12 protein-coding genes are annotated in these 13,124 nt (G+C 69.5%); 11 read left to right on the forward strand and 1 reads right to left on the reverse strand.

All coding sequences use genetic code 11. The features are described 5' to 3' along the window. Nucleotides 1-13: 13 nt before the first annotated feature. Genes ACH4DZ_RS07315 through ACH4DZ_RS07325 form a run of 3 tightly spaced genes read left to right on the forward strand, consistent with a single transcriptional unit; the run spans nucleotide 14 to nucleotide 4,229 of the window. Nucleotides 14-2,101, forward strand: coding sequence for an acetyl/propionyl/methylcrotonyl-CoA carboxylase subunit alpha (locus ACH4DZ_RS07315; protein WP_398285963.1), 2,088 nt, complete (start codon nucleotides 14-16; stop codon nucleotides 2,099-2,101). Beyond that, the gene (locus ACH4DZ_RS07320; RefSeq protein WP_398285964.1) at nucleotides 2,098-3,057 is read left to right on the forward strand and encodes a hydroxymethylglutaryl-CoA lyase; all 960 of its coding nucleotides are present in this window, start codon (nucleotides 2,098-2,100) and stop codon (nucleotides 3,055-3,057) included. Before ACH4DZ_RS07315 ends, ACH4DZ_RS07320 begins: the two co-directional genes overlap by 4 nt. A gap of 11 nt (nucleotides 3,058-3,068) precedes the next feature. After that, nucleotides 3,069-4,229, forward strand: coding sequence for an acyl-CoA dehydrogenase family protein (locus ACH4DZ_RS07325; protein WP_398286228.1), 1,161 nt, complete (start codon nucleotides 3,069-3,071; stop codon nucleotides 4,227-4,229). Nucleotides 4,230-4,242: 13 nt separating this feature from the next. Here ACH4DZ_RS07325 and ACH4DZ_RS07330 read toward each other — a convergent pair whose 3' ends face one another. Further along, nucleotides 4,243-4,746 carry an ATP-binding protein gene (locus ACH4DZ_RS07330; protein ID WP_398285965.1) on the reverse strand — a complete coding sequence of 168 codons (504 nt, stop codon included), beginning with the start codon at nucleotides 4,744-4,746 and terminating at the stop codon, nucleotides 4,243-4,245. Between the two features lie 236 nt (nucleotides 4,747-4,982). On the opposite strand from ACH4DZ_RS07330, the gene ACH4DZ_RS07335 reads away from it, so the two are divergent. From ACH4DZ_RS07335 to ACH4DZ_RS07370, 8 genes are all read left to right on the forward strand, one after another. Next, nucleotides 4,983-5,834 carry a helix-turn-helix transcriptional regulator gene (locus tag ACH4DZ_RS07335; RefSeq protein ID WP_398285967.1) on the forward strand — a complete coding sequence of 284 codons (852 nt, stop codon included), beginning with the start codon at nucleotides 4,983-4,985 and terminating at the stop codon, nucleotides 5,832-5,834. Between the two features lie 10 nt (nucleotides 5,835-5,844). Continuing rightward, entirely contained in the window at nucleotides 5,845-6,051 is a 207-nt protein-coding gene (locus ACH4DZ_RS07340) for a DUF397 domain-containing protein (protein WP_398285968.1), read from the forward strand. 37 nt (nucleotides 6,052-6,088) lie between these two features. Beyond that, complete coding sequence (locus tag ACH4DZ_RS07345) at nucleotides 6,089-6,442, forward strand: hypothetical protein (RefSeq protein WP_398285969.1); 354 nt, start codon at nucleotides 6,089-6,091, stop codon at nucleotides 6,440-6,442. Between the two features lie 252 nt (nucleotides 6,443-6,694). Beyond that, nucleotides 6,695-7,741 (forward strand): ABC transporter substrate-binding protein, encoded by a 1,047-nt coding sequence (locus ACH4DZ_RS07350; protein ID WP_398285970.1) that lies wholly within the window; start codon nucleotides 6,695-6,697, stop codon nucleotides 7,739-7,741. Between the two features lie 197 nt (nucleotides 7,742-7,938). Beyond that, nucleotides 7,939-9,405 carry a lysine decarboxylase DesA gene (gene desA / locus ACH4DZ_RS07355; RefSeq protein ID WP_398285971.1) on the forward strand — a complete coding sequence of 489 codons (1,467 nt, stop codon included), beginning with the start codon at nucleotides 7,939-7,941 and terminating at the stop codon, nucleotides 9,403-9,405. Beyond that, complete coding sequence (locus tag ACH4DZ_RS07360) at nucleotides 9,389-10,690, forward strand: lysine N(6)-hydroxylase/L-ornithine N(5)-oxygenase family protein (RefSeq protein ID WP_398285972.1); 1,302 nt, start codon at nucleotides 9,389-9,391, stop codon at nucleotides 10,688-10,690. The genes desA and ACH4DZ_RS07360 overlap by 17 nt, the downstream gene beginning before the upstream one ends. Next, complete coding sequence (locus tag ACH4DZ_RS07365) at nucleotides 10,687-11,262, forward strand: GNAT family N-acetyltransferase (protein ID WP_398285973.1); 576 nt, start codon at nucleotides 10,687-10,689, stop codon at nucleotides 11,260-11,262. Before ACH4DZ_RS07360 ends, ACH4DZ_RS07365 begins: the two co-directional genes overlap by 4 nt. Next, nucleotides 11,259-13,073, forward strand: coding sequence for an IucA/IucC family protein (locus ACH4DZ_RS07370; RefSeq protein ID WP_398285974.1), 1,815 nt, complete (start codon nucleotides 11,259-11,261; stop codon nucleotides 13,071-13,073). The genes ACH4DZ_RS07365 and ACH4DZ_RS07370 overlap by 4 nt, the downstream gene beginning before the upstream one ends. Nucleotides 13,074-13,124 lie beyond the last annotated feature (51 nt).

A 13,124-nucleotide genomic window follows, 5' to 3' on the forward strand; every position in this document is an offset into this window, starting at 1 on the left:
GGAACCCACAACGATGTTCGACACGGTATTGGTGGCCAACCGGGGCGAGATCGCCGTCCGGGTCATCCGGACACTGCGGTCGCTGGGCGTGCGCTCGGTGGCCGTGTACTCCGACGCGGACGCCGACGCCCGGCACGTGCGCGAGGCGGACACGGCGGTACGGATCGGTCCGGCCCCGGCGACCGAGAGCTACCTCTCGGCGGAGCGCCTGCTGGAGGCCGCCGCCCGGACCGGCGCCCAGGCGGTCCACCCGGGCTACGGCTTCCTGGCGGAGAACGCGGACTTCGCGCGAGCGTGCACGGACGCGGGCCTGGTCTTCATCGGCCCGCCGGCGGACGCGATCTCCCTGATGGGCGACAAGATCCGCGCCAAGGAGACGGTGCAGGCGGCCGGGGTCCCGGTGGTACCGGGCTCGGCGGGCAGCGGCCTGACCGACACGCAACTGGCCGCCTCGGCCCGGGAGATCGGCATGCCGGTACTCCTCAAACCTTCGGCGGGCGGCGGCGGCAAGGGTATGCGCCTGGTACGGGACGCGGCGATGCTGGCGGACGAGATCGCCGCCGCGCGCCGCGAGGCCCGCGCCTCCTTCGGCGACGACACCCTCCTCGTGGAGCGGTGGGTCGACCGCCCCCGGCACATCGAGATCCAGGTCCTGGCGGACGGCCACGGGAACGTGGTGCACCTCGGCGAGCGCGAGTGCTCCCTCCAGCGCCGGCACCAGAAGATCATCGAGGAGGCGCCGAGCGTGTTCCTCGACGAGGGGACGCGGGCCGCGATGGGTGAGGCGGCGGTCCAGGCGGCCCGTTCCTGCGGCTACTCGGGCGCGGGCACGGTCGAGTTCATCGTCCCGGGCGACGACCCGGCCTCGTACTACTTCATGGAGATGAACACCCGCCTCCAGGTGGAGCACCCGGTGACCGAGCTGATCACGGGCCTGGACCTGGTGGAGTGGCAGTTGCGGGTGGCGGCGGGCGAACCGCTGGGCTTCGCCCAGTCCGACGTCACCCTCACCGGGCACGCGGTGGAGGCCCGCATCTGCGCGGAGGACCCCGCGCGCGGCTTCCTGCCGTCCGGTGGCACGGTCCTGCGCCTGTACGAGCCCCAGGGCGACGGCATCCGCACGGACTCGGGCCTCAGCGAGGGGACGGAGGTCGGCTCGCTGTACGACCCGATGCTGTCGAAGGTGATCGCGTACGGCCCCGACCGCCCGACGGCCCTGCGCCGCCTGCGCGGAGCCCTCGCCCGGACGGTGACGCTGGGCGTGCAGACGAACGCGGGGTTCCTCCGGAACTTGCTGGCGCATCCGGCGGTAGTCGCGGGCGAGCTGGACACCGGGCTGGTGGAGCGGGAGGTGGAGGGGCTGGTCCCGGGGGAGGTTCCACCGGAGGTGTACGTGGCGGCGGGCATCCTGCGCCAGACGGCCCTCACCCCCTGGGGGCTTCGCCCCCAGACCCCCGATCGGCCTGAACGGCCTCGTCCTCAAACGCCGGACGGGCTGGGCGGATGGACGGACCCGTTCTCGGTCCCGAGCGGCTGGCGCCTGGGCGGCGAGACGGCTTGGACGGTGCACCACGTACGGGTCCCGGGCCACGACCCCGTGACCGTCCGGGTGCGGGGCACTGAGGTCAGGTTGAACGAGGAGGCCATCATTATGTGGGGGTCCGGGGGCCTGCCCCCGGTTTCGGGAAGGGGCGGGGCTGGGGAAGAAGAAAGCCCCTCCACCCTCACCCTCCACCTGGATGGCCGGACCCACACCTTCCAGCACTCCGGCACCTGGCTCGGCCGCGACGGCGACGCGTGGAACGTCATGGACCACGACCCCGTCGCCGCCTCCCTCACCGGCGCGGCGCACGCGGGTGCGGACTCCCTCACCGCCCCCATGCCCGGCACGGTGACCGTCGTGAAGGTCGCCGTGGGGGACGAGGTGACCGCCGGGCAGAGCCTGCTGGTCGTGGAGGCGATGAAGATGGAGCACGTCATCTCCGCCCCGCACGCCGGCACCGTCACCGAACTGGACGTCACCCCGGGCTCGACGGTCGCCATGGACCAGATCCTGGCCGTGATCGCGCCGCAGGAACAACCGCCGGAGGAGCAGGCATGACGACCCCCGAACTCGGCCTGCCCATGGCCGTACCAGCCGCCGAAGGCCTCCCCGCGAGGGTCCGTATCCACGAGGTCGGCGCGCGGGACGGCCTGCAGAACGAGAAGACGACCGTCCCGACGGAGACGAAGGCGGAGTTCATCCACCGCCTGGCCGCCGCGGGCCTCACCACCATCGAGGCGACGAGCTTCGTCCACCCCAGGTGGGTGCCCCAACTGGCGGACGCGGAGCAGCTGTTCCCCCGCGTACGGGAACTGGCGGACCGGTCCGGCACGGCCCTCCCCGTCCTCGTACCGAACGAACGCGGCCTGGACCGCGCCCTGGCCCTCGGCGCGACCCGTATCGCGGTGTTCGCCAGCGCCACCGAGTCCTTCGCCAAGGCCAACCTCAACCGGACGGTGGACGAGGCCCTGGCCATGTTCGAGCCGGTGGTCGCGCGGGCCAGGGCGCAGGACGCCCACGTGCGCGGCTACCTCTCCATGTGCTTCGGGGACCCGTGGGAGGGCCCGGTCCCGGTCCCCCAGGTCGTACGGGTCTGCCGGGCCCTGCTCGACATGGGCTGCGACGAGTTGAGCCTGGGCGACACGATCGGCGTGGCGACCCCGGGCCACGTCCAAGCGCTCCTCACCGCCCTCAACGCCGAGGGAGTCCCCACTCCCTCCCTCGGCGTGCACTTCCACGACACGTACGGCCAGGCCCTCTCCAACACCCTGGCCGCGCTCCAGCACGGCGTGACGACCGTGGACGCGTCCGCGGGCGGCCTCGGCGGCTGCCCGTACGCGAAGAGCGCCACCGGCAACCTCGCCACCGAAGACCTCGTGTGGATGCTGACGGGCCTCGGCATCGACACCGGGGTCGACCTCGGCCTCCTCACCGCCACAAGCGTGTGGATGGCCGGACAACTGGGCCGACCCAGCCCGTCCCGCACCGTCCGCGCCCTCTCCCACAAGGAGTGACCCTCATGCCCCTGGACCACCGCCTCTCCCCCGAGCTCGACGAACTGCGGCGTACGGTCGCGGACTTCGCCCACGACGTCGTGGCCCCGAAGATCGGTGACTTCTACGAACGGCACGAGTTCCCGTACGAGATCGTCCGCGAGATGGGCCGCATGGGCCTGTTCGGGCTGCCGTTCCCGGAGGAGTACGGGGGCATGGGCGGCGACTACCTGGCGCTGGGCATCGTCCTCGAAGAACTGGCGCGCGTGGACTCGTCGGTGGCGATCACCCTGGAGGCCGGCGTCTCGCTCGGCGCGATGCCGATCCACCTCTTCGGAACCCCGGAGCAGAAGGCGGAGTGGCTGCCCCGCCTGTGCTCGGGCGAGCTGCTCGGCGCGTTCGGCCTCACCGAGCCGGACGGCGGCTCGGACGCGGGCGCGACCCGCACGACGGCCCGCCTGGACGAGGCGACGAACGAATGGGTGATCAACGGCAGCAAGTGCTTCATCACCAACTCGGGCACGGACATCACGGGCCTGGTGACGGTCACCGCGGTCACGGGCCGCAAGCCCGACGGGGGGCCGCTGATCTCCTCGATCATCGTCCCGTCCGGCACCCCGGGCTTCACGGTCGCCGCCCCCTACTCGAAGGTCGGCTGGAACGCCTCGGACACCCGCGAGCTGTCCTTCGCGGACGTCCGCGTCCCGGCCGCGAACCTGCTCGGCGCCGAGGGCCGCGGTTACGCGCAGTTCCTCCGCATCCTGGACGAGGGCCGTATCGCCATCGCGGCCCTGGCGACGGGCCTGGCCCAGGGCTGCGTGGACGAGTCGGTGAAGTACGCGAAGGAACGGCGCGCCTTCGGCCGCCCGATCGGCGCGAACCAGGCGATCCAGTTCAAGATCGCGGACATGGAGATGCGGGCGTACACGGCCCGCCTGGCCTGGCGCGACGCGGCCTCCCGCCTGGTGGCGGGGGAACCGTTCAAGAAGGAGGCGGCCCTGGCGAAACTCCACTCCTCCACGATCGCCGTCGACAACGCCCGCGACGCCACCCAGATCCACGGCGGCTACGGCTTCATGAACGAGTACCCGGTGGCCCGCATGTGGCGAGACTCCAAGATCCTGGAAATCGGAGAGGGCACGAGCGAGGTCCAGCGCATGCTGATCGCCCGGGAGTTGGGCCTGACGGGCTGACCCGCCCGCCCCCTCACGCGGCAGTCCCCGCCCGACCTGCCGCAGACTCCCCCAGCTCGCACCACAACAGCTTCCCGTTCGCCCCGAAGAGATCGTCCCCGAGCCGGTAGCCGCCCCACGCGTCCGCGTAATGGCATACGAGGAAGAGCCCGCGCCCTCCGTCGTCCTCCACCGGCGCGGGTGCGGGCCGAGAGGGCCGCGACCGCCTGTCGAAAGGGGGCGGGATGTGCGGGTTCGTATCCCAGACGCTCAGCCGCAGCCCGCGTCCGGCCAGCCCTCGCAGGCGGAGGGCGGCGGGGCCGGAGGAATGGCGGTAGGCGTTGGTGACGAGCTCGGACGCCAACAGTTCGGCGACGTCGACGAGTTGCGTCAGCCCGTGCCCGGCGAGCACGGCCCGCAGGGTGACGCGGGCGATGCGCGCCGCGCGAGGATCGTGCGGGAGTTGGAGGGCGTACACCCAAGAGAGGTACGCCTCGTACTCCGGCGGGAGCGACGGCGATGGGGATACGGTGACCATGAACGCCGCCTGCGGTGGGGGAACTTGGTTCGCTGCCCCGGCCGGGCGGTGGCAGTGGCGCGTACAAGCACGTACGCGGTGCACTTCCGGCTTACCGGCTTACCGGCGGGGGTGGTTGAGCGGTTCGGGTCTCACCGTAGCGGCAGCAGTAGAATGGTTTCTACGCAATCTGCGGATACATCCGACGCTCCACTCGTGTGGGTGACCGCACGGAAGGTAGAGCGAGGAGCGGAAACATGCCCCCACGGCAGACACCAACGGCACGCCAGCTGCGTTTGGGCCTTGAACTGCGCAAGCTACGCGAGCAGGCGGGACTGACCGCCCGCGAGGCCGGCGAGATGATCAGCGCGAACCAGGCACGCATCAGCAACATCGAGACCGGCCGGTTCGGCCTCAGCGAACAGCGCATCCGCACACTCGCCCACAACTACGCCTGCACCAACGAGCCCTTGGTCGACGCCCTCGTGGCCATGGCGGCATACCGCGAACGCGGCTGGTGGGAGGAGTACAGGGACACACTGCCGTCGCGCTTCCTCGATGTCGCGGAGATGGAGCACCACGCGCGGGCCCTGCGCATGGCCCAGGTCATCAACATCCCGGGCCTGCTCCAGACCCCCGAGCACGCCCGCACCCTCTTCCGCCTGGCGGTTCCGGCGCTCCACCCGCACGAGATCGAGTACCGCATCTCCCACCGCATCAAGCGTCAGGGCATCCTGTACCGCGCACAGCCGCCGCAGTACACGGCGATCATCCACGAGGCCGCGCTGCGCATGCGTTTCGGCGGCCACGATGTCGCCCGGTCCCAGCTGGAGCACCTGTCCAAGATGAGCGAGCAGCCGCACATCACACTCCGGGTCATCCCCTTCGACGGCACCGTGTTCCCCACCGTCGGCCACGGCCTGGACTACGCCTACGGGCCGGTCCCCGCACTCGACACGGCGCAGCTCGATGCCGCACACGGCAGCGAACTCATCCACGCGGCGGCGCAGTTGTCGAAATACCGGCTGATCCTGGACCACATGGAGGAAGCCGCCCTGGACCCCGACGCCTCCCGCGACCTGATCCACCACGTCACCCGAGACACCTAAAGGCCGAGCCATGCCGCAGACGGAACCCACCTGGCAGAAGTCCACCTACAGCGAGGAGGCCTCCTCGTGCGTCTATGTCGCCACCCCCTCCGCCGGAACGATCCTCCTCCGCGAGAGCGACGACCCGGAAACCATCCTCACCACGAGCCCACCCCAGCTCGCGGCCCTGATATCCACCCTGCGCACACCGGTCAGTCATCCGAAGGTCCAGCCATGACCAATCCACCTGACGGAAGTCCACCTACAGCGAGCGATTGACGGCACTCGTCGACACCGGCGGCGAGATCGCGAAGGGCTGGGCGGAATTCACCGAGATCGGTCTGGGCGACCCCCGGACGCGCGCACTCTGGAGGAACTTGATGACCACGTACACCAGTCGCTTCCCCGGCAGCGGCACCCTCATCGAGGAAACCCTCATCAAGGGACAAGCGCTGGGACAGGCTAGGGGCCGGGCCCAGGACATCCTCCGCCTCCTCGCCCTCCGTGAGATCAACGTCCCCGAAGCCGCCCGGGAGCGCATCACCGGCTGCACCGATCTGGAGACCCTCGGCGTCTGGTTCGACCGGGCCGTGACGGCCGCCGGCGTGGAGGAGTTGTTCACGCCGTAGTGAGCCACCGGCGTGGGCCCGCGCACGGCCGGCCGTACCGCGGCGACCGGAAGCGGTGAGGCGTGGAGGCCTGGCCTTCTTCGCCTCAGGAGCAGCTGTAGCCGCACAGCCCGCTCACTGCGACTCAACCGGCCGCATCAGGCGTTTCAGCAGGTGGAACCCGCCTCCTGGACACAAGCTGAGGTTAGGCTAACCTACCTTCGCATCTGTCTGTCCGGTGGGTCTCCCGCCCTGTTCGAAAGCAGTCACGCCATGTTCAACGCCCGTGCCACCCACCTCACCCGACGCGGCATCCTCGCCGCCGGCGGGGCCGTCGGCCTCGGTGCCGTGCTGGCCGCCTGCGGTGACGACGACCCGAAAAGCGGTGGCTCGGCGGACGGGACGAAGGCCGCCGAGTCCGGTCCCTGGACGTTCAAGGACGACCGCGACGAGACCGTGAAGCTCGACAAGGTCCCGGCGAACATCGTCGCGTTCACCGGTGTCGCCGCCGCCCTCTTCGACTACGGCATCGAGGTCAAGGGCGTCTTCGGCCCGACCAAGACGAAGGACGGCAAGGCCGATGTGCAGGCCGGCGACATGGACGTCAGCAAGGTGACGGTCCTCGGCAACGTGTACGGCCAGTTCAACGTCGAGAAGTATGCGACGCTCGCCCCCGACGTGCTGATCTCCACGATGTTCGACGACGCCGGCACCCTCTGGTACGTCCCCGCGGAGTCCAAGGACAAGATCGCCAAGCTCGCCCCGAGCGTCGGCATCTCCGTGTACGACCGTCAGCTGCCCAAGCCGTTGGAGCGCATGCTCGCGCTCGCCGAGTCGCTGGGCGCGGACGTGAAGGCCGCCAAGACCGTCGAGGCGAAGAAGAACTTCGAGAAGGCCGCCGAGCGCCTGCGCGCCGCCGCCAAGGCCCGCCCGGAGATCAAGGTCCTGGCCGGTTCCGCCAGCCAGGACATCTTCTACGTGTCCGGCTCGAACCTCTCCATCGACCTGGAGTACTTCAAGGCCCTCGGCGTGAACCTCGTCGAGCCGCCGGCCAAGGTCCTCAAGGCCAGCGGCGGCTGGTTCGAGAACCTGAGCTGGGAGAACGTCGACAAGTACCCGGCCGACGTCATCATCATGGACGACCGCACCGCGACCATCCAGCCCGCCGACATCACCGAGGCGACCTGGAAGAAGCTGCCCGCCGTGAAGGCCGGCCAGGTCATCGGCCGCACCCCCGAGCCGATCCTCTCCTACGCCAAGTGCACCCCCATGCTTAACAACCTCGCCGAGGCCATCGAAAAGGCCAAGAAGGTCGCCTAGCCCCTTCAGGGGCGCGGGGAACTGCGCGGCCCGCCCCCACCGGGCCCGCAGACAAGCCAGTCGAGAGTCGTGCGTCACAGGAGCAGCAAGGGGCACCCCCAAGCACAGGAACTTAGGTTAGGCTAACCTAAGTTAGCGCCGCCCCCCACGGCTCCTACCTGCGCCCGTCCCTCTCCCGCCCCCCGGAGGACTCCCCCATGCGCTCGCACCTGCTCAATGACACGACCGCGGATCGGTACCGCCGTTCCGTGACCGAAGGAATAGAGCGGGTGGCGGCCAAACTCGCCACCACCGAACGACCGTTCACGGGTGTCACGGTCGACACCCTCGCCCCCCGCATCGACCGGATCGACCTCGACAAGCCGCTGCACGACACCACCGCGGTGCTCGACGAGCTGGAGGACGTCTACCTCCGGGACGCCGTCTACTTCCACCACCCCCGCTACCTCGCCCACCTCAACTGCCCGGTGGTCATCCCCGCGGTGGTCGGCGAGGCGGTCCTCTCCGCCGTCAACTCCTCCCTGGACACCTGGGACCAGTCGGCCGGCGGCACCCTGATCGAGCGCAGGCTCATCGACTGGACCAACGAGCGCATCGGGTTCGGCCGATCCGCCGACGGCGTGTTCACCTCCGGCGGCTCCCAGTCCAACCTCCAGGCGCTGCTGCTCGCCCGCGAGGAGGCCAAGCCGGAGCAGGCAGGGTGGGAGGAGACGCCCTCGTACGCCAAACTGCGGATCTTCGCCTCCGAGGCGAGTCACTTCAGCGTCAAGAAGTCCGCCAAACTGCTCGGTCTGAGCCAGGACTCCGTGGTCACCGTCCCCACCGGCAACGACAAGCGCATGCAGACCGTCGCGCTCGCCCACGAGCTGGAGCGCTGCAGGCGCGACGGCCTGGTCCCCATGGCCGTCGTCGCCACCGCCGGCACCACCGACTTCGGCTCCATCGACCCGCTGCCCGAGATCGCCGAACTGTGCGAGCAGTTCGGTGCCTGGCTGCACGTGGACGCCGCGTACGGCTGCGGACTGCTCGCCTCGCTCAAGAACCGGCACCGCATCGACGGCATCGAGCGCGCCGACTCCGTGACCGTGGACTACCACAAGTCCTTCTTCCAGCCGGTGAGTTCGTCCGCCGTCCTCGTCCGCGACGCGGCCACCCTGCGCCACGCCACCTACCACGCGGAATACCTCAACCCGCAGCGCATGGTGCACGAGCGCATCCCCAACCAGGTCGACAAGTCCCTGCAGACCACCCGCCGTTTCGACGCCCTCAAACTGTGGATGACGCTGCGCGTGATGGGCGCCGACGGCATCGGCCAGCTCTTCGACGAGGTCTGCGACCTGGCGGAGCAGGGCTGGCGGCTGCTGGCCGCCGACCCGCGCTACGACGTCGTGGTCGCCCCCTCCCTCTCCACCCTCGTCTTCCGCTACATCCCGGCCGCCGTCACCGACCCCGCCGAGATCGACCGCGCCAACCTGTACGCCCGCAAGGCCCTGTTCGCCTCCGGTGACGCGGTCGTCGCGGGTACGAAGGTCGGCGGCCGTCACTTCCTGAAGTTCACCCTGCTCAACCCCGAGACCACGACGGACGACATCTCCGCCGTACTCGACCTGATCGCCGGCCACGCCGAGCAGTACCTTGGAGAGTCCCTTGACCGCGCTTCCTGAACCCGCTGAGTCCGCCGGATCCCCCTCGCGGACACACGATTTCATCGGCATCGGGCTGGGCCCCTTCAACCTCGGCCTCGCCTGCCTCACCGAGCCGATCGACGAACTCGACGGTGTCTTCCTGGAGTCCAAGCCGGACTTCGAGTGGCACTCCGGGATGTTCCTGGAGGGCGCGCACCTCCAGACCCCGTTCATGTCGGACCTGGTCACCCTGGCCGACCCGACCTCCCCGTACTCCTTCCTCAACTACCTGAAGGACTCGGGCCGTCTGTACTCGTTCTACATACGCGAGAACTTCTACCCGCTGCGGGTCGAGTACGACGACTACTGCCGCTGGGCCGCCTCGAAACTCTCCCGCGTCCGCTTCGGCACGACGGTCGCGGAGGTGACGTACGAGGACGAGAACGAGGTGTACGCCGTCCGGACCACCGCCGGTGACGAGTACCGCGCCCGGCATCTCGTCCTCGGCACCGGCACTCCCCCGTACATCCCGGAGGCCTGCGCGGAACTCGGCGGGGACTTCATCCACAACTCCCGCTACCGGCAGCACAAGCGGGAGCTGCAGGCCAAGAAGTCGATCACGCTGGTCGGCAGCGGTCAGTCCGCCGCCGAGATCTACTACGACCTGCTGAGCGAGATCGACGTCCACGGCTACCGGCTGAACTGGGTCACGCGCTCCCCGCGGTTCTTCCCGCTGGAGTACACCAAGCTCACGCTGGAGATGACCTCCCCGGAGTACATCGACTACTTCCACGCGCTGCCCGAGCGGACCCGCTACCGCCTCCAGGCCGAGCAGAAGGGCCTGTTCAAGGGCATCGACGGGGAGCTGATCGACTCGATCTTCGACCTGCTCTACCAGAAGAACCTCAGCGGCCCGGTCCCCACCCGCCTGCTCACCAACTCGGCGCTGAAGCAGGCGAGTCACGAGAACGGCACGTACACCCTGGGGCTGCGCCAGGAGGAGCAGGAGACGGACTACGAGCTGCAGTCCGAGGGCCTGATCCTGGCGACCGGCTACAAGTACGTGGAGCCCGCGTTCCTCCGGCCCGTGCGCGACCGCATCCGTTACGACGAGCACGGCAACCACGACGTGGCGCGCAACTACGCCATCGACACGACGGGCCGCGGCATCTTCCTGCAGAACGCCGGCGTCCACACCCACTCGGTCACCTCACCCGACCTCGGCATGGGCGCGTACCGCAACGCGTACATCATCCGGGAGCTGCTCGGCACCGAGTACTACCCGGTGGAGAAGTCCATCGCGTTCCAGGAGTTCGCCGTATGAGCGCCGCCGGGACCGGCCACACCGTGGGCGCGCTGAGCCTACGCCCCCTGGACCCCCTCGAAGACGCCGAGCTGCTGCACTCCTGGGTGACCGACCCCAAGGCCGCGTTCTGGATGATGCAGGACGCGAAACTCCAGGACGTGGAGCGCGAGTACATGGCCATCGCGGCCAACGAGCACCACCACGCGTATCTCGGCCTGCACGACGGCCGGCCCGCGTTCCTGATGGAGAAGTACGACCCCCGGTACATCGAACTCGTCGGGCTGTACGAGCCCGAGCCCGGTGACGTCGGTATGCACTTCCTGGTCGCCCCCACCGACCGGCCCGTGCACGGCTTCACCCGGGCCGTCATCACCGCCGTGCTGGACGAGCTGTTCGCCGACCCCCGCACCCGCCGGGTCGTCGTCGAGCCCGATGTCACCAACAAGGCGGTCCACGCGCTCAACGAGGCCGTCGGCTTCGTCCCGGAGCGCGAGATCGAGAAGCCGGAGAAGCGCGCGCTGCTGTCCTTCTGCACGCGTGAACGGTTCCTGAACCGGCGCAGCCCCGCCAGCCGAGGAGTTTCCCTGTGACCCTGTCCGACGCCGTGGCGCATCTGTCCCCCCACCGCTGGGCCCGGGCCAATCGCCTCCTCATCCGCAAAGCCCTCGCCGAGTTCGCCCACGAGCGGCTGATCACCCCCGAGCCGGTCGACGGCGCCGACGGTCAGAACGGCAACGCCGGCCTCAGCGGCAAAAAAGGCGAGTACGCCGTCCGCAGCGACGACGGTCTGACCCGCTACCGCTTCACCGCCACCCGTCGCGCCCTCGACCACTGGCAGGTCGACGCCGAGTCGATCACCCGCAGCCGCGACGGCGGCGAACTCCCCCTCGCCGCCCTGGACTTCTTCATCGAGCTGAAGAAATCACTCGGCCTGAGCGACGAGGTGCTGCCGGTCTACCTGGAGGAGATCTCCTCCACCCTCTCCGGCACCTGCTACAAGCTCACCAAGCCCCGGCTCACCTCCCGCGAGCTCGCGAACAGCGGCTTCCAGGAGATCGAGACGGGGATGACCGAGGGCCACCCCTGCTTCGTCGCCAACAACGGCCGGCTCGGCTTCGGAATCCACGAGTACCTGTCGTACGCGCCCGAGACCGCGAGCCCCGTACGGCTGGTCTGGCTGGCCGCACACCGCTCTCGGGCCGCGTTCACGGCGGGCGTGGGCATCGAGTACGAGTCGTTCCTGCGGGCCGAACTGGGCGAGGAGACCGTGGACCGCTTCCACGGCACGCTCCGCGACCAGGACCTCGACCCGGCCGACTACCTCTTCATCCCGGTCCACCCCTGGCAGTGGTGGAACAAACTGACGGTCACCTTCGCCGCCGAGGTCGCCCAGCGGCACCTGGTGTGCCTGGGCGAGGGCGACGACGAGTACCTGGCCCAGCAGTCGATCCGGACGTTCTTCAACAGGAGCGAGCCCGAGAAGCACTATGTGAAGACCGCCCTGTCGGTCATCAACATGGGCTTCATGCGCGGCCTGTCCGCCGCGTACATGGAGGCGACGCCGGCCATCAACGACTGGCTGGCGCAGCTCATCGACAACGACCCGGTGCTGAGGTCGACCGGTCTGTCGATCATCCGCGAGCGCGCGGCCGTCGGGTACCGGCACCTGGAGTACGAGGCCGCCACCGACCGCTACTCCCCGTACCGGAAAATGCTCGCCGCCCTGTGGCGCGAGAGCCCGGTCTCCTCGCTCGGGGACGGCGAGTCGCTGGCCACCATGGCCTCGCTCGTCCACGTGGACCACGACGGCTCCTCGATCGCCGCCGCGCTGATCGAACGCTCGGGGCTGACCCCGGTGGAGTGGCTGCGCCGCTACCTCCGGGCGTACCTCACCCCGCTGCTGCACAGTTTCTACGCGTACGACCTGGTGTTCATGCCGCACGGCGAGAACGTCATCCTCGTCCTCGGGGACGGGGTGGTCGAGCGGGCGATCTACAAGGACATCGCCGAGGAGATCGCCGTCATGGATCCGGACGCGGTGCTCCCGCCGACGGTCGAGCGGCTGCGGGTGGACGTCCCCGAGGACAAGAAACTCCTGTCGATCTTCACGGACGTCTTCGACTGCTTCTTCCGCTTCCTGGCGGCGAACCTCGCGGGCGAGGGCGTCATCGAGGAGGACGACTTCTGGCGGACCGTCGCCGACTGCGTACGCGACTACCAGGCGTCCGCGCCCGAACTCGCGGACAAGTTCCGGCAGTACGACATGTTCGCGCCCGAGTTCGCGCTGTCCTGCCTCAACCGGCTGCAGCTGCGCGACAACGAGCAGATGGTGGACCTCTCCGACCCGGCCGGGGCCCTCCAGCTCGTCGGCACCCTGAAGAACCCCATAGCCGGGCTGTAGACGGCCACGACGTCCGTCCGCGGCCCCCACAAGCAGGCGGGCGCCCCCACG

This window comes from Streptomyces sp. NPDC017991 (genome assembly GCF_044328075.1).
In the GTDB taxonomy this organism is placed as follows: Bacteria; Actinomycetota; Actinomycetes; order Streptomycetales; family Streptomycetaceae; genus Streptomyces.